Annotated in this window: 19 protein-coding genes and 1 riboswitch; of the genes, 8 read left to right on the top strand and 11 right to left on the bottom strand. The window is 66.6% G+C overall.

Going from position 1 to position 15,808, the window contains the following annotated elements; all coding sequences use genetic code 11:
* Positions 1–44: 44 nt before the first annotated feature.
* The 5 genes from thiC to thiW all read right to left on the bottom strand — a co-directional run bounded on the left by thiC (position 45) and on the right by thiW (position 4,238).
* Positions 45–1,352 (bottom strand): phosphomethylpyrimidine synthase ThiC, encoded by a 1,308-nt coding sequence (gene thiC / locus Q0K15_RS07890; RefSeq protein WP_294514971.1) that lies wholly within the window; start codon positions 1,350–1,352, stop codon positions 45–47.
* Positions 1,353–1,378: 26 nt separating this feature from the next.
* The gene (gene thiD, locus Q0K15_RS07885) at positions 1,379–2,182 is read right to left on the bottom strand and encodes a bifunctional hydroxymethylpyrimidine kinase/phosphomethylpyrimidine kinase (protein WP_294514969.1); all 804 of its coding nucleotides are present in this window, start codon (positions 2,180–2,182) and stop codon (positions 1,379–1,381) included.
* Positions 2,183–2,262: 80 nt separating this feature from the next.
* A complete protein-coding gene (thiE, locus tag Q0K15_RS07880; RefSeq protein ID WP_294514966.1) occupies positions 2,263–2,904 on the bottom strand; it encodes a thiamine phosphate synthase in 642 nt (213 codons plus the stop codon).
* Positions 2,885–3,712 (bottom strand): hydroxyethylthiazole kinase, encoded by an 828-nt coding sequence (thiM, locus tag Q0K15_RS07875; protein ID WP_294514964.1) that lies wholly within the window; start codon positions 3,710–3,712, stop codon positions 2,885–2,887. Before thiM ends, thiE begins: the two co-directional genes overlap by 20 nt.
* 1 nt (position 3,713) lies before the next feature.
* On the bottom strand, positions 3,714–4,238 hold the full coding sequence (gene thiW, locus Q0K15_RS07870; RefSeq protein ID WP_294514962.1) for an energy coupling factor transporter S component ThiW: 525 nt from the start codon (positions 4,236–4,238) through the stop codon (positions 3,714–3,716).
* A gap of 223 nt (positions 4,239–4,461) precedes the next feature.
* A riboswitch (TPP riboswitch) is annotated at positions 4,462–4,569 on the bottom strand.
* A gap of 116 nt (positions 4,570–4,685) precedes the next feature.
* On the opposite strand from thiW, the gene Q0K15_RS07865 reads away from it, so the two are divergent.
* The 4 genes from Q0K15_RS07865 to Q0K15_RS07850 all read left to right on the top strand — a co-directional run bounded on the left by Q0K15_RS07865 (position 4,686) and on the right by Q0K15_RS07850 (position 8,575).
* Positions 4,686–5,399, top strand: a complete 714-nt coding sequence (locus tag Q0K15_RS07865; protein WP_294514960.1) for a response regulator transcription factor — start codon at positions 4,686–4,688, stop codon at positions 5,397–5,399.
* Positions 5,383–6,687 (top strand): HAMP domain-containing sensor histidine kinase, encoded by a 1,305-nt coding sequence (locus Q0K15_RS07860; protein ID WP_294514958.1) that lies wholly within the window; start codon positions 5,383–5,385, stop codon positions 6,685–6,687. The genes Q0K15_RS07865 and Q0K15_RS07860 overlap by 17 nt, the downstream gene beginning before the upstream one ends.
* Before the next feature lie 167 nt (positions 6,688–6,854).
* Entirely contained in the window at positions 6,855–7,391 is a 537-nt protein-coding gene (locus Q0K15_RS07855) for a hypothetical protein (RefSeq protein ID WP_294514956.1), read from the top strand.
* Positions 7,388–8,575 (top strand): ABC transporter permease, encoded by a 1,188-nt coding sequence (locus Q0K15_RS07850; protein WP_294514954.1) that lies wholly within the window; start codon positions 7,388–7,390, stop codon positions 8,573–8,575. Before Q0K15_RS07855 ends, Q0K15_RS07850 begins: the two co-directional genes overlap by 4 nt.
* 76 nt (positions 8,576–8,651) lie before the next feature.
* Here Q0K15_RS07850 and Q0K15_RS07845 read toward each other — a convergent pair whose 3' ends face one another.
* Entirely contained in the window at positions 8,652–9,725 is a 1,074-nt protein-coding gene (locus Q0K15_RS07845; RefSeq protein WP_294514951.1) for a linear amide C-N hydrolase, read from the bottom strand.
* Positions 9,726–9,823: 98 nt separating this feature from the next.
* On the opposite strand from Q0K15_RS07845, the gene Q0K15_RS07840 reads away from it, so the two are divergent.
* Both Q0K15_RS07840 and Q0K15_RS07835 read left to right on the top strand, forming a co-directional pair.
* Positions 9,824–10,369: a DUF308 domain-containing protein gene (locus tag Q0K15_RS07840; protein ID WP_294514949.1), complete on the top strand. Its 546-nt coding sequence runs from the start codon at positions 9,824–9,826 to the stop codon at positions 10,367–10,369.
* 92 nt (positions 10,370–10,461) lie between these two features.
* Positions 10,462–11,115 (top strand): putative ABC transporter permease, encoded by a 654-nt coding sequence (locus Q0K15_RS07835; RefSeq protein ID WP_294514948.1) that lies wholly within the window; start codon positions 10,462–10,464, stop codon positions 11,113–11,115.
* Positions 11,116–11,162: 47 nt separating this feature from the next.
* Here Q0K15_RS07835 and bcp read toward each other — a convergent pair whose 3' ends face one another.
* The 5 genes from bcp to Q0K15_RS07810 are packed head-to-tail and all read right to left on the bottom strand — an operon-like array spanning position 11,163 to position 14,300.
* A complete protein-coding gene (gene bcp / locus Q0K15_RS07830) occupies positions 11,163–11,624 on the bottom strand; it encodes a thioredoxin-dependent thiol peroxidase (protein ID WP_294514946.1) in 462 nt (153 codons plus the stop codon).
* Between the two features lie 23 nt (positions 11,625–11,647).
* A complete protein-coding gene (locus Q0K15_RS07825; RefSeq protein ID WP_294514944.1) occupies positions 11,648–12,688 on the bottom strand; it encodes an alcohol dehydrogenase in 1,041 nt (346 codons plus the stop codon).
* A gap of 20 nt (positions 12,689–12,708) precedes the next feature.
* On the bottom strand, positions 12,709–13,044 hold the full coding sequence (locus Q0K15_RS07820; protein ID WP_294514942.1) for a cytochrome C biogenesis protein: 336 nt from the start codon (positions 13,042–13,044) through the stop codon (positions 12,709–12,711).
* Between the two features lie 12 nt (positions 13,045–13,056).
* Positions 13,057–13,452, bottom strand: coding sequence for a DUF5655 domain-containing protein (locus Q0K15_RS07815; protein WP_294514940.1), 396 nt, complete (start codon positions 13,450–13,452; stop codon positions 13,057–13,059).
* A gap of 20 nt (positions 13,453–13,472) precedes the next feature.
* Positions 13,473–14,300, bottom strand: coding sequence for an RNA methyltransferase (locus Q0K15_RS07810; protein WP_294514938.1), 828 nt, complete (start codon positions 14,298–14,300; stop codon positions 13,473–13,475).
* A 220-nt stretch (positions 14,301–14,520) separates the two neighbouring features.
* Between Q0K15_RS07810 and Q0K15_RS07805 the strand changes: the two genes are divergently transcribed.
* Together Q0K15_RS07805 and Q0K15_RS07800 are read left to right on the top strand one after the other, a co-directional pair.
* A complete protein-coding gene (locus tag Q0K15_RS07805; protein WP_294514936.1) occupies positions 14,521–15,174 on the top strand; it encodes a DUF6198 family protein in 654 nt (217 codons plus the stop codon).
* A gap of 16 nt (positions 15,175–15,190) precedes the next feature.
* Positions 15,191–15,760, top strand: coding sequence for a 3'-5' exonuclease (locus Q0K15_RS07800; RefSeq protein ID WP_294514934.1), 570 nt, complete (start codon positions 15,191–15,193; stop codon positions 15,758–15,760).
* Positions 15,761–15,808 lie beyond the last annotated feature (48 nt).

Genomic DNA, 15,808 nt, shown 5'->3' with positions numbered 1-15,808 from the left:
ACGGCCGCGCCTTTTCAAAGGCGCGGCCGTTTTGCATATCCGGCTTACAGGATGTCAATGTGCTCTCCGCTGAGGGCCTTGTTCATGGAGCGGACGGCGCAGAACTTGCCGCACATGGAGCAGGTATCGTCGTGCTCGGGAGAGCGGTCATCCCGGATGGCCTTGGCGGTCTCCGGGTCCAGGGCACAGGCCCACTGCCCCTCCCAGTCCAGCTTCTGTCGGGCCTCGGCCATTTTGTCGTCCATCTCCCGGGCGCCCCGGATGCCCTTGGCGATGTCGGCGGCGTGGGCGGCAATCTTGGAGGCGATGATGCCCTGCTTCACGTCCTCCAGGTTGGGGAGGGCCAGGTGTTCGGCGGGGGTGACGTAGCACAGGAAGGCGGCGCCGCTCATGGCGGCCATGGCCCCGCCGATGGCGGCGGTGATGTGGTCATAGCCGGGGGCGATGTCGGTGACCAGGGGACCCAGCACATAGAAGGGGGCGCCCATGCAGATGGTCTGCTGGACCTTCATATTGGCGGCGATCTGGTCCATGGGCACGTGGCCGGGGCCCTCCACCATCACCTGCACGTCCTTCTCCCAGGCCCGCTTGGTGAGCTCGCCCAGCCGCACCAGCTCCTCGATCTGGCACACGTCGGTGGCGTCGGCCAGACAGCCGGGCCGGCAGGCGTCGCCCAGAGAGATGGTCACGTCATACTCCCGGCAGATGTCCAGGATCTGGTCATAGTACTGGTAGAAGGGGTTCTCTTCGCCGGTCATGCACATCCAGGCGAAGACCAGGGAGCCGCCCCGGGAGACGATGTTCATCTTCCGCTTGTGTTTGCGGATCTGGTCGATGGTCTTGCGGGTGATGCCGCAGTGGAGGGTGACGAAATCCACCCCGTCCTGAGCGTGGAGGCGGATGACGTCGATGAAGTCCTGGGCGGTGAGGGTGTCCAGGTCCCGCTGGTAGTGGATGACGCTGTCGTACACCGGCACGGTGCCGATCATGGCGGGGCACTCGCCGGTGAGCTTGCGGCGGAAGGGCTGGGTGTTGCCGTGGCTGGAGAGGTCCATAATGGCCTCGGCGCCCATGTTCACGGCGGACATCACCTTCTGCATCTCCACGTCGTAGTCCTTGCAGTCCCGGGAAACGCCCAGGTTGACGTTGATCTTGGTGCGCAGCATGGAGCCCACGCCCTGGGGGTCCAGGCAGGTGTGGAGGCGGTTGGCGGGGATGACCACCTTGCCGGCGGCCACCAGGGGGAGGAGTTCTTCCACGGTCATCCGCTCCTTTTTGGCCACCGCCTCCAGCTCCGGGGTGACGATGCCCTTCCGGGCGGCTTCCATCTGCGTGGCATAGTTTCGTTCCATGGTCATGTACTTCCTTTCGTATCCAGTCAGAATGGTTCGGCGTATTCGCCGGAGATAGCGAAGGCGTGGTTCATGGGTCCGCTGCCCCTGCCCAGGTCCAGCATGGCCTCCAGGGCGCCGGAGAGGTAGCCCTTGGCCTCCCGGACCGCCCTCTCCAGGTCCTTGCCCTTGGCCAGGTTGGAGGCGATGGCGGAGGAGAGGGTGCAGCCGGTGCCGTGGGTGTTGGGGTTGTCGATGCGCCGTCCCCGGAACCATTTGACCCCGGAGGGCTGCCAGAGGCAGTCGTTGGCGGTGCTCACCTGGTGTCCCCCCTTGCACAGCACGGCGCAGCCGTAGGTAGAGCCGATGGCTGCGGCGGCCGCCTCCATGTCGGACTCGGAGGAGATGGACATGCCGGAGAGGACCTCCGCCTCGGGGATGTTGGGGGTGAGGACCTCGGCCAGGGGGAGCAGCTCCGCCTTCAGGGTGGAGACCGCCTCCTCCGACAGCAGCCGGGCGCCGCTGGTGGCCACCATCACCGGGTCCACCACCACGTGGGCGGGCCGGTACTGGGCCAGCACCCGGGCGATGGTGCGGATGAGGGGGGCGGAGGAGACCATCCCCACCTTCACCGCCTGGGGCGGGATGTCGGTAAAGATGCTCTCCAGCTGCTGCGCGAGAAAGTCGGGCGGGACTTCCAGAATGCCTGTGACGCCGGTGGTGTTCTGGGCGGTCAGGGCCGTGATGGCGCTCATGGCGTATACGCCGTGGACGGTCATGGTCTTGATGTCTGCCTGGATACCGGCGCCTCCGCTGGGGTCGCTCCCAGCGATCGTCAATGCTGTGACCATAAGGATGCTCCTTTCAGCAGTGCCGTTTTGTTACGCGACGGAAGGTGGTGCCCCCGATCCGCCGCAGTGGGTGAATTGTGTCAGCGGGCGGCCAGGTCGGCGGCCGTCCGCAGGGTGCGGGCGGCGTCGGTGAGGTCGCGCTGGGAGAAGATGGCGCTCACCACGGCGGCCCCGGCGATGCCGGTGCCGGCCAGGGTGGGCAGATTCTGGGCGTTGACGCCGCCGATGGCCACCACGGGGATGGACACGGCGGCACAGATGGCCTTTAAGGTGTCCGCCGAGGTGGGGACGGTGTCGGTCTTGGTGCCAGTGGGAAACATGGCGCCCACCCCCAGGTAGTCCGCCCCCTCCGCCTGGGCCCGGAGGGCCTCCTCCACGGTGTGGGCGGTGGCCCCAAGAATACGGTCGGGACCCAGCAGGGCCCGGGCCTCGGGGAGGGGTAGGTCCTCCTGACCCAGGTGGACCCCGTCGGCTCCGGCGGCCAGGGCGATGTCCACCCGGTCGTTGATGAGGAGAGGGACCCTCCGGGCCCGGCACAGGGGGAGGAGGGTCCGGGCCAGGGCCAGGATCTCCCCGGCGGAGGCCGTTTTCTCCCGGAGCTGGAGGCAGGTGACGCCGCCGTCCAGGGCGGCCACCACCGCCTGGGCCAGGGTGACCCCGGCGGGGAGGGCGCGGCGGTCGGTGATGGCGTAGAGCCGCAGGTCAGAGGGGGATAGCTTCATAGCGGGCTCCTTTCTCCAGCGCTTGGCCGGACAGGTGATAGATGGCGTCGATGATGCGGCCCCGGTAGGCGGCGTTGCCGTCGCCGGGTGCCATCCGTCCCCAGGCCAGCTCGCCGGCCAGGCCCATGGCACATACCGCGCCAAGGGCGGCCTCCAGAGGACGGTCTGGCCGGACAGAGAGGAAGGCGGTGAGGAGGGCGGAGAGCTGGCAGCCGGTGCCGGTGACCCGGCCCATCTCGGGCCGGCCGTTGCGCACGGCGTAGCAGACGGTGCCGTCAGTGACCAGGTCTACGGCCCCGGTGACGGCCACCACCGCCCCCAGCTCCCTGGCCTGGGCGGCAATGCGGGGGGCGGAGTCGGTCAGATTGGCCTCGGTGATCCGGTCGGCGGGGGCGGCGTCCACCCCGGCGCCGCCTCCCTCCCGACCCGCCAGAGCGGCCAGCTCTGTGGGGTTGCAGCGGAGGACGGCGGGGCGGAGGGCCCGGGTCAGGTCCCGGGCAGTCTGGGTGCGGAAGGTGCTGCTCCCGGCGCCTACCGGGTCCAGCACCAGGGGGATGCCCTTGGCAGCGGCCGCCGCGCCGGCGGCGTACATGGCGGGGACGGAGGAGCTGTGGAGGGTGCCCAGGTTGAGGCAGAGACCCCGGGCGGCCAGGGTGATCTCGGCGGCCTCCGCCGGGTCGTCGGCCATGACGGGCCGGGCGCCGATGGCCAGAAGGAGATTCGCCACGTCGTTGGCGGTGACATAGTTGGTGATGCAGTGGATGAGGGGGGCGGATTGCCGCACCGCCTCCACAACGGCTCCGTCCATATCAGACCTCCTGGGGGCGGTGGAGCTGCCAGGTCCGCAGCACTCCGGCCCGGTCCAGCACCCCAAGGGCGGCGCCGGCCAGGATGGCGCCGGCGGCGGTGGAGATGAGGAAGGGGACAATGTAGGCGTAGAAGGCGATCTCGCCGGCGTTCTTGCCCACGATGAAGATGGCCACGGGGTAGGCGCACAGGCCGCCCAGAACGGCGGTGCCGAAGACCTCAGCCAGGCAGGTGGGCAGCAGCCGGGGGAATTTGGCGTAGACGAGGCCGCAGAGGAGGGCCCCCAGCATGCTGCCGGGGAAGGCCATGGGGGTGCCCAGGCTCAGCAGGTTGCGGATGAGGCTGGCGGCGAAGGCCACCCCCACGCCGTACCAGGGCCCCAGGCAGACGGCGCAGATGATGTTGACCATGTGCTGGACGGGGGCGCACTGGGAGCCCAGCACGGGGAAGGAGAAGAGGCTCCCGACCACTGCCACAGCGGTGAGCAGACCGGCGGCCGAGAGCTTTTTGACGCGGGTATGATCCATGGATAAACAGCTCCTTTTTCGGTTTTCCGGCGCATAGCGCGCCGGGCGGTCGAGGCTTGCTGGCCTCCTCTCACGCCGGAACACGGCTTCCCATCGCGGTCTTTGCCCGCGGCACAGGGCGCTCCCCCTCTGCCGCCATGCCCAAGGCTGAGCATGCTCGCTGTCCTGCCCTCTCTCACCTCCGGAAATCGAAAAAAACGGACGCGCCAACTTGACGCGTCCGCTTTCTCCAAGCTCACATCCCTACGTTGGCATTACCCAAATCAGGTCAAAGGGTCGGAGTTGGATGACTCCCTCTCAGCCCGCCGCACGAGCTCCCCGTGGGAAATTATAGCACCGTGGTGAAGAATGTCAAGCCGGTGTCAAAAGTATGTTGCATCCCGGGGCCATACCGGGTACAATGGGAGCACATCTCCGGCGGGACCGGAGGAAGGGGGGCGGAGCGCCGTGGACGAGGCCAGGATTCTGCTGATCGAAGACGACCCGGACATCCGGGAGGGGGTGCGCCTGCTGCTGGAGAGCGAGGGCTACGCCGTGGACGAGGCGGCGGACGGCGAGACGGGGCTGGCCCTGGCGGGGGAGGACACCGACCTGGTGATCCTGGACGTGATGATGCCGGGCATGTCTGGCCTGAAGGTGTGCCAGGAGCTGCGGAAGGCCTCCAACGTGCCGGTCCTCTTTCTCACCGCCCGGGCCCAGGAGTCGGACAAGCTCATCGGCCTTATGGCCGGCGGGGACGACTACCTCACCAAGCCCTTCTCCTACACGGAGCTGTTGATGCGGACCCGGGCCCTGCTGCGCCGTTACCGGGTCTACCGCGGGAAAAACGCCGCTCCTGTTCGGGAGGAGCCGTCCATCCTGAACGTGGGCGGCATCCGGCTGAGCACAGTGGGCAACCAGGTGTGGGTGGACGGCAGGGAGGTGCGGCTCTCCGGGCTGGAGTACCGCCTCCTGCGGCTGCTCATGGAGTATCCCGGGACCATCTTCTCCGCCCAGACCCTCTACGAGCGGGTGTGGGAGGAGCCCTATTTTTACAGCTGCGCCAGCACTGTGATGGTCCACGTCCGGAAGCTGCGGCTGAAGGTGGAGCGGGACCCCCAGCATCCCAAACGCATCGTCACCGAATGGGGAAAGGGGTATCGGTTTGAAGCTGTGGAGTAGGAGAAGCTCCATCCGGGCCAGGCTGGGGCGGCTGCTGGTGTTTGCCGCCCTGGTGGCGGGGCTGTGCTATCTGGGGCTGGATCTGGTGGGGCGGAGCCTGATGGACCGGTACCTCACCAGCGAGGAGTTCGTCCAGAGGCAGGACCTGCGGTACCTGGACAGCCTGCGGGACTATATCGAAGAGGAGTCGGTGACGGCCTGGGACGCCGACAAGCTCACCCAGTGGGTCTACCAGCAGAATGTGGTGTCCATCCAGGTGGTGCGGGACGGCATGGTGACCTATGACTCCTTCTATCCCGAGGCTGACTTTATCACCTATCCGTCCATGGGCCAGTACTACGAGTGGGGGGACTACCATGATATGACCTTCGCAGACGGACCGGCCACCGTCTGGCTGTACGGCTATTACTACTACCAGTATGACGTCCGGCTGCTGGTGATCTCCCTGGCAGGGGCCTTTCTGGTGTTTTTGGGCGTTGTCATGGCGGGGCTCCGGGGCACCATCAACTATATCCGCCAGCTGAGCCAGGAGATCGGCGTGCTGGAGGGGGGGACTTTGGATGTCCCCATCACCGTCCGGGGACGGGACGAGCTCACCGATCTGGCCCAGGGGCTGGACGCCATGCGGAGCTCCTTCCTGGAGCAGACCCGGCGGGAGCGGCAGCTGGTCCAGGCCAATCAGCGCATGATTACCGAGATGTCCCACGATCTCCGCACCCCGCTCACCGCCATTCTCCTCTACGTGGAGCTCCTGCGCCGGAACGGCGGAGACCCGGACAAGCGGGAGGAGTATCTGGACCGGCTGGAGGGCAAGGTGGAGCAGATGCGCTCCCTGGCCGATCATCTGTTCCGCTACGCCCTCTCCAGTGGGGAGACGTCGGCGGGGCATACCGAGGCGGTGACCCTGGAGGCCGGTGTGGGGGACGCCCTCTCCGAGCTGGCGGCCTGCCTCACCCAGCGGGGCTTTCAGGTGGAGGCAGACCTCCCCTGGGACGACCGGCAGGTGGCGGTGGACTGCGAGGGGGCGGCCCGGGTGCTGGACAACCTGACCTCCAATCTGCTGAAGTACGCCGATCCCCACGCGCCCGTGACCATCTCGCTTCTGGAAGGGAAGGACCGGGCGGGAATACGGATCGCCAACGCCCTGCGTCCCTCCGCCGATGGTGCGGAGAGCAGCGGTGTGGGTCTGGCCAGCGCTTCCAGAGTCATGGAGCAGATGGGGGGACGGCTGGACCGTGAGGAGACCGATGATGGCTTCCAGGTCACCCTCTTTTTCCGGTACGTATAGAAGAGACCGCCCTGGAGGCGCGCAGATAGTGCGCCTCCAGGGCGGTCTCTTTTGGGGGGTTAAGAAAAATTAAGAAAGGACTTCAGGCGGACGGTAAGATTTGGGTGCTATCCTACCTTCAGAAAAGAGAGTGACCGGAGCCAAGCTCCGGGAAAGGGGGCATGGCTGTGCTCTGTCCATTTGTCAATCAATACCCCTCCGGAGAGAGGCTTCTCCAGGCCTACCTGCGGGAGTCGGTGGCCCGCGACCTGAGCTGGGGCTGCCTTGTTCTGGGGGCGGCAGGTGTGGTACTGTACGCCCTGCTGACCCAGGCCGGACTCTGGCTGGAGGGTGGATTGTGTCTGGGGCTGGGCCTGCTGGCTCTGGCTGCCGCAGTCAGTGCCCGCCTGCTTCCCCGGCTGCGAGCGGGCCGGACCAAAACCGGACCGGAGACAGTGGGCATCGTGGAGTTTGGTCCCCGCATCCGGGTCACCGAGGGGGCGGAGACCTTCTGGGCCGACTACGACCAGATCGTCCGGGTAAAGCGGCTGAGCACCTTCTCGGTGCTCCAGCTGGACAGCGGAGAGGCCATCGTGGTGGCCAACGGCGGCTTCACACGGGGCGAGCCGGACCGCTTCTGGCCCTTTCTGGAGGAGATGATGGCCCGCCACAGGGCGGAGCGCAATAAAAAGACGCCGGAACGCGGCGGAAGGGAGCAGATATGAAGATCACGCAGGCCTTTAAAATGGCCCTTCGGTCTATCACCGCGAAGAAGATACGGGCCGTCCTCACCATGCTGGGCATCATCATCGGCGTGGCCTCGGTGGTCATCATGGTGTCGGTGGTCAAGGGCTCCAACCAGAAGATGCTGGAGTACTTCGAGCGGCTGGGCAACAACAAGGTGACGGTGCTCATCCACGGCCGGGACCGGCCGGGACTCAAGGAGCTGATCTACGAGTACTGTGACCGGCGGAAGGACGTCTTTTCCGGCATCACGCCGGACGTGGACCTGAGCCTGCCCATCAGCTACGGTGCCCGGAACACCACCAAGATGGAGACCGGCGGTCCCAGCGTCTACCTGGGCAACACGTCCTATTCCATCTGCAACAACTTCAAGATCGGCAAAGGCCGGGACCTGAGCTACCTGGACAGCAAGCTCTACCGCAACGTGGTGGTGCTGGGGGCCAAGACGGCCTCCTATCTCTTCGACCAGGTGAACCCGGTGGGGAAGGAGGTACACATCGGCGGCCAGCCCTTCCTGGTCATCGGGGTCTACCAGGCCAAGGACCCGGACTCGGACTACTCCATGGACAACATGGCCGTGGTGCCGGAGACGGCTACCCGCATCCTGAGAAGCCAGGAGCGCATCACCAGTTTTACCGCCAAGGCCAAGAACCGGGCGGCGGTGAAGCAGGCCATCACCCTCCTGAGCGGCTACCTGGAGGGCCAGGTGGGCAAGGACAACTGCTCGGTGCAGTCGGATGAGCAGTTTATCGACGACGCCAAGCAGCAGAACGCCACCATGAGCCTGGTGCTGGGCGGCATCGCCGGCATCTCCCTGCTGGTGGGCGGCATCGGCATCATGAACATCATGCTGGTCACCGTGTCTGAGCGCACCCGGGAGATCGGCATCCGCAAGGCCATCGGCGCCCCCCGTTCCTCCATCCTCCTCCAGTTCCTGGTGGAGTCGGCCGTGGTGTGCGGCCTGGGCGGGGTGCTGGGCATCCTCATGGGGCTCATCGGCACCCTCATCGCGGGCAAGCTCATCCTGAAGCTCCTCCTCTTCCCTGATCCCGTTCTGGCCGCAGGGGCCTTCCTCTTCTCGGTGGTGCTGGGCATCGCCTTCGGCATGTATCCGGCCATCATGGCCTCCGGCCTCACGCCGGTGGCCGCCCTGCGGACGGACTGACCATAGATTTCCCACCACTTTTCCTCAGCCGCAGCGGCCCTCCCAGCTTCCGACGGGAGGGCCGCTGCGGTCTTTTCTAGCAAAACTGGTCGGTGACCGGGAGAAAATCCGGGATCTCGTCCAAGGGAAACTGGAGGGGTGCCGGGCAGTCCAGCAGCGGGTCCAGCTCCAGGTACCGTATCCGCTGGTTCTCGTAGGTGGTCCAGTAGAACCGGCGGGACTCGGCGCAGCAGACGCCGGTGTAGACGGTGTAGTCAAAGGGGAGAACGTCGGTGTCCAGGTCGGTGGCGGGGCTCTGGTGGCTCACCCGCACCGCCCCCAGGGGAAAGGCGGCGCTCTGGAGAAGACGGAACATCCGGCTCACCCCGCTCTCCTCGGTCTCCCCGGACGGGGCAAAGCGGCGCAGGAAGGCCAGGCGGACAAAGCGGGAGGGAGAGCTCCAGTCCCCGGGGAGACCCTGGGCGCCGCTGCCGGAGAAGCACTGCTCCAGGCTGTCCCCGAAGGGGGTGGAGGCGTGGTCCAGATCCCGGAGGCCGGCGTAGTTGAGGAGGTTGAGCCGGTGCCAGGGGTAGCCGGGGCTGTTGGTCATGACCCCCAGGGTGTGGCGGTAGATATGGAGACCGCCGGTGTCGGGCTCCACCACCATAGTCTCCCCGGTGGTGTCGGAGAAGGACCAGTGGAGGGGTGGCACCGTCCCCAGCAGAGGCACGTCCGCCAAGGCCAGCTCTCCCTCCAGAAGGGCCGCGGCCTCCGCCACCGAGGCACACTGGGCCAGCAGGTGGAGGACCAGGAAGGGGGGCTGGACGGGGCGGGCGTGGGGACGAGGGCCGCCGTAGTGGGCGAACCCCCGGTAGTAGAGCTGTCCGCCCATGAGTCCGGCCTCGTTGAGCCCCTCGTAGAGCACCGGCGCCCGGCCCAGCAGCAGCCCTGTGCCGGCGCAGGCGTAGCGGACGGCGGCGCGCTCCTCCGTTCCATCCGGCGCCTGAAGCAGCCAGTAAGGCGTCCCACGGGGAAGAACGGTCACCTTGCTCCCTTCCGCCAGCCGGTCAAAGTCGTAATTCCGGCCCCAGAGGTGCTTGCCGTCCCCGGTGTGCCAGCTGAGGGCACTGCACCCTGCCGCCCACGGCCCGTTTCTGGAAAAATCCGTCATGACATTCCCTCCCTTTCCCTTCATTGTGCGCCGGTGGGGAAAAGATATACCCGCATAAGTTGAGCCCGGCGGGACAGACTGTGTCTGGGAGGTACGCTATGGTGATCCGATTTTTCTGGACCCGGGCCGCGACCGTCTGGCTCGGGGTCCTCTATATGGTCCTGGGCCTGCTGCTGCTCCTGTTCCCGGATGCCAGCGGACGGCTTTTTGTCCGCAGCCTGGCTGCCGGCGCGGTGGTATACGGCGTGGTCCACCTGTGGCGCTATGGGCAGGACCGCCGGACAGAGGAGGCCTCGCCGGGAGACCTCTTCCTGGGGGTCCTGCCCCTGGCCTTTGCCGTCTTTGCCCTGCTGCGCCCCCTGACCATCCTGGCCTTTCTGCCCCTCACCCTGGGGCTGCTGCTCCTGGCCGACGGCCTGGGCAAGCTCCCCCTGATGGCCCGGGCGGTAAAGGGCCGGGGGGCCGACCTGATCCCCCAGCTCATCGCCTGCCTGCTGCCCATTGCCTTGGGCATCCTGCTGGTGGCCAACCCCTTCCGGGGGGTCCGGGCAGTCATCATGGTCTTTGGCGTGGGCCTTCTGATCGACGGGGCCAGCGACCTGGCCACCGCCCTTCTGGCCCGGCGGGCGGAAGGCGGAGGGTAGGGCCGTGCTGATTTTTTTGACCGCGCTCCTGCTGGCCATCCTGGTGCTGGTCTGGAGGGCCGGCCCGGTACCTGCCGCCGCGCTGCCCCAGGGTGTCCCCCGGAAGGAGGGACTTCCAGTTTCCGGCGGCCTACCCGCTGTTCTGGACCTTTCTGGCGGCGGGTTTTCTGGGGGAGCGCATCGAGGTGGCCTATGTCTGGAGCGCCACCGGCATAGTCATGAGCCGCAGCAGCCTGCTCTACGGGCCCTTCAGCCTAGTGTGGGGACTGGGGGCTGTCCTTGTGACCTGGTGCCTCTGGCCCTTCCGGCACCGGGGTCCCTGGGTGCTGCTGCTGGCCGGGGGCGTGCTGGGAGGCGGCTTTGAATATGTGGCCAGCGCAGTGGGGGAGGCCATGTTCCACAAGCTTTTTTGGGACTACTCCCACATGCCCTTCCACCTGGCGGGGCGGACCAATCTGCTCTTCGCCTTGCTGTGGGGCCTGGGCGCCGCTCTGTGGGTGCTCCGGGGCTTTCCAGCCCTCACCCGCCTGACCGGGCGGCTGCCGCCCCGGGCCAGCCGGGTCCTGCTGCGGGGCATGGCTCTGGTCCTGGCGGCGGATACCCTCCTCTCCGCCGCCGCCATGCTGCGCATGGAGGAGCGGCAGGCGGGCCAGCCCGCCGACGGGCCCGTGGCCCAGGCCATGGACCAGTGGTACCCGGACACGGTCCTCCACCGCCGGTTTCAGAACCTGATGGAGCCCCATTAAACTAGAAGAGCGCCCCGGACTTTTGGTCCGGGGCGCTCTTGTGTGGATCAGTTTCCCTGGAGATAGGCCAGGATATCGGCGGCGTTGGTGTCGGGCTTCACCTTGGGCATCACCTTCTCGATGACGCCGTTTTCGTCGATGATAAAGGTGGTGCGGACCACCCCCATGCTCACCTTGCCGTAGAGCTTCTTCTCCTGCCAGACGCCGTAGGCCTGGAGGACCCCCAGCTCCGGGTCGGAGAGGAGAAGGAAGGGGAGGTTATATTTTTCGGCAAACCTCTGGTGGGAGGCGGTGGAGTCCTTGCTCACCCCGATGACCACTGCGTCCAGGTCCCGGAAGGCGTCGTAGCTGCCGGCGAAGGCGCAGGCCTGCCGGGTGCAGCCGGGGGTGTTGTCCTTGGGATAGAAGTAGAGAATGACCTTTTTGCCCAAAAAGTCGGAGAGAGAGACGGGGTTGCCATCCTTGTCGGGGAGGGTAAAGGCGGGGGCTTTGACGCCGGCTTCCAGCATGATGAATCGCTCCTTTTCGTTGATTACAGGGCCATGTCGATGGCCACCTTGATGACGCCGTCCTCGTGTTTCTCAAAGAGGTCGTAGGCGGCGGCGATGTCCCGGAGGGGATAGGTGTGGGTGATGAGGGGCGTGGTGTCCAGCTTTCCCTGGGCGATGAGGTCCAGGGTCTCGGCGCAGTTGCAGCCGTCCACTCCGCCGGTCTTGAAGGTGAGGTTTTTGCCGTACATATCGGGGAGGGGGAGGACCTGGGGGCCGTCGTAGAGGGCCACCACCGTCACCACGGCGTTGGGCCGGGCGCACTGCCAGGCCAGGCGGAAGGTGTCCTCGGTGCCCGCCGCCTCGATGACGGCGTCGGCTCCGCCGTGGTCGGAGTGGGCCAGGACAAAGGGGAGGACCTCTTCGGGACCCACCGTCAGCACTTGGGGCCAGTGCTGTTCCACAAAGGTCCGGCGGTAGGGGTCCCGCTCACAGACGATGACCCGTTTGGGGCTCTGGAGCAGCAGGCACTGGAGGGTGCACACGCCGGTGGGCCCGGCGCCGAGGAGGAGGACGGTGTCCTCCGGTCCTACGGGGGTGATCTGGGCGGCCCAGTAGCCGGTGGCCAGGATGTCCCCTACAAAGAGGGCCTGGGCATCGCTCACCCCGTCGGGGATGGGGGTGAGACCCTGGTCGGCCAGGGGCACCCGGACAAAGGGGGCCTGTCCGCCGTCGATGCGGCAGCCCAGGGCCCAGCCGCCCTGGGGGTGGACGCAGTTGTTGACCCAGCCGTGGCGGCAGAAGAAGCAGTCTCCGCAGAAGGTCTCCACGTTCACCGCCACCCGGTCGCCGGGCCTGACCCGGGTGACGGCGGCGCCCACCTCCTCCACCACGCCCACCATCTCATGGCCCAGGGTGATGCCGGGCACCGCACGGGGCACCGAGCCGTGCTTGATGTGGAGGTCGCTGGTGCAGATGCTGGCCAGGGTCACCCGGACGATGGCGTCCCGGTCCTCCAGCAGCACGGGCTTGGGTTTTTCCAGCAGCCGGAGGTCGCCCCGGCCCACATAGGTATAGGCCAGCATAGGCCCACTTCCTTTCCTGATTACTCCCCCAGGCCGGTGGCAAGCAGGGGGATGGCGTTGATAACGGGTTCCTCGTAGGGGTGGACCGCCTTGACGGCGGCGATGGCCTTTTCCAGGTCGGCTACCCGGCAGGTGACCTCCACCTTCAGTTCGGGGGCGGTGCACAGCTCCCCCACCCGGCCCAGGTAGGGGTCGGTGCCGGGAAGAGGCCGCCAGCAGCTGGTGACGGGGGCATAGGAGAGACAGCCGTCATAGGCGCCGATGTGGCCGGCGTCCACCGACTGAAGGGCGGCACGGAGGGCCTCCAGGTGGCTCTCAGGGATAAAAATTTCCAGTTTGCAATAGGAGACAGACATAAAAATACCCCTTTACCGCTTGCTGACGGCGAAGGCCCGGGCCTCCTCCAGCCAGCCCATCAGCTCACCGTCGATTTCCTCCGCCGTGGTGAGGAGGATGTGGTGGGTCCATCGGCCGGGATACGGCTCCACGGCAACCGCCACCCGTGGGGATTCCAGCCTCTGGTTCAGACCCACGGTGACCACCAGGCAGTGCTCCGGCCAGCTTTTCTTCCGCCGGACGGGGAGAGAGGTGGCGGAAAAAAGGCGGCGATCATAAAAGCTGATCTGGCTCTTCTGGACCTTCACCGAGGCCTGGGGGAAGGCGGCCTCCATCCGGGCAAAGAGGGCCTCGTAGAGGCCCAGCTCCAGGGGCTTTCCGTCAAAGAAAAAGAGGAGATCGCTCTCGTAGTGCTCGCTTCGCTCCATGCTCACGTCTCCTTTCGGCCCTACCGCACCCGCAGCTCCCAGAAGGCCACGGCGCTGGCCGCCGCCACGTTGAGGGAGTCCACTCCGTGGGACATGGGGATGCACACGGTGTAGTCGCACCAGGCGATGGTGTGGTGGGAGAGGCCATCCCCCTCCGTGCCCAGCACAATGGCCAGTCGCTCCTCGGCCTGGAGGCGGGGGTCCTCAATGGTGACGGCCTGGGTATCCAGAGCCATGGCGGCGGTGGCGAAGCCCAGGGCCTTCAGCCGCTCCAGCCCCGGATGGGGCCAGTCGGCGGCCCGGCTGCCGATGACCGTCCAGGGGACCTGGAAGAGGGTGCCCATGCTCACCCGCACCGAGCGGCGGTGGAGAGGGTCGCAGCAGGTGGGGGTGACCAGCACGGCGTCCATGTGGAGGGCGGCGGCGGAGCGAAAGACGGCCCCCACGTTGGTGGGGTCCACGATGCCCTCCAGCACGGCCACCCGCCGGGCGACGGCGCAGATGTCCTCCACTGTGGGGAGGGCGGGCCGCCGCATGGCGCACAGGATGCCCCGGGTCAGCCGGTAGCCGGTGAGGGATTCCAGCAGGGCGCTCTCCCCGGTGTAGACGGGGACGTCCCCGCACCGGTCCAGGAGGGCTGCGCCCTGGCCCCGGAGGTGTTTTTCCTCCATAAGGAAGGAGACGGGCACACAGCCGGCGTCCAGGGCGTGGCCGATGACCTTGGGGCTTTCGGCGATGAAGAGGGCCTCCTCCGGGCTTCGCCGGCTGCGAAGCTGGTGCTCGGTGAGCCGGGCGTAGGGGGAGAGCCCGGGGTGGGTGAGGTCGGTGACGGGGACGATGGTGGCCATGGCCGCTCCCTTCCGGTCCGGGTGGGGACCGCTTCAGAGTGCCCCGCCGGGGCGGGGCCTATACCAGCATTATAGTAGCCGCCGGCGGGGTTGGCAAGGGCCGCCGCCTTGACAGCCGCTTTATAATAAAAAAGTAAGCGTATTGATGATCGGAGGCGGCGTCTGCGGAAGGTGCCGCTCCATTTTTGCCGGGATGAAGGGGAGAAAGGAGACAGGCGGTATGACGGGGACGAAGCTGGGCGGATTGATCAAGCGCTATGTGCTGCTGTGCGTTGGACTGGTGATCATGTCCTTCGGGGTGGCCTTCTCCATCAAGGCAGGGCTGGGTACCTCCCCCATCTCCAGCCTGCCCTATGTGACCGGCCAGATCAGCGGGCTGAGCGTGGGGACCACCACCATCCTCCTCCATGTCACCCTGATCGTGCTTCAGATCCTGCTGCTGCGCCGGAGGTATGAGCCCATCCAGCTCATCCAGTTGCCGGTGGCCCTGGTCTTCGGCGGTCTCACCGACTTCAGCGTGTGGGTCCTCAGCGGGGTGGCCCCGGGCTCCTACCTCACCCAGTGGGTGCTGTGTATAGTGGGTATCCTGCTGGTGGGCGTGGGGGTCAGCTTCGAGGTGACCGCCAACGTGGTCACCCTGGCCGGCGAGGGCATGGTGCTGGCCGTGTGCAAGGTCTTCCCGGTGCCTTTTGCCCGGGCTAAGGTGGGCTTCGACGTGACGTTGGTGGTCCTCTCCTGCATCCTGTCCTTCCTCTTCCTCCACGGCCTTGTGGGTGTCCGGGAGGGCACGGTGGCGGCGGCGCTGCTGGTAGGTGTGGTGGCCCGTCAGGTGAACCGGCCCATGGCCGTCTTTGCAGAGAAATATTTGACATGACATAAAGGAGCACAGCATGGGAGCGGGACGATATATTGCCTTTGATGTGGAGACCCCCAACCACGCCAACGACCGCATGAGCGCCATCGGCGTGGCGGTGTTGGAGGGGGGAAGGGTGACGGAGACCTATGATCTTCTGGTGGACCCGGAGGTCCCCTTTGAGCCCTTCAACGTGGCGCTCACCGGGATTACACCCCAGATGGTGGAGGGACAGCCCACCTTTCCGGAGGCGTGGGAGGAGTTGCGTCCTCTCTTTGAGAGCGGGCTGCTGGTGGCCCACAACGCCCAGTTCGATATGTCAGTGCTGGCCAAGTGCCTGCGGGCCTATGGGCTCTTCTGGCGGGAGCAGGTGCCCTACGCCTGCACCTGTCAGATGAGCCGTCGGCTGTTGCCGGGGCTCCAGAACCACCGTCTGAACACCCTATGCGACCACCTGGGCATCGAACTGGACCACCACCGGGCGGGCAGCGACAGCGAGGCCTGTGGGCGCATCCTCCTCCACCACCTGGAGACCGGCGCGGCGGTGACCCCCTTCCTGCGGACCTACGATCTGGTGAAGGCCCGCACAGTGAAGGCGGGACGCTGAGAGAAATATCGTACATAAACAGGACGTCCGGCCATGGCCGGACGTCCT

Origin of the sequence: uncultured Intestinimonas sp. (genome assembly GCF_944387245.1) — a bacterium.
In the GTDB taxonomy this organism is placed as follows: Bacteria; Bacillota; Clostridia; order Oscillospirales; family Oscillospiraceae; genus Intestinimonas.
Note: the sequence above shows the minus strand (reverse complement) of the source record. Positions and strands in the feature narration are given on the sequence as shown.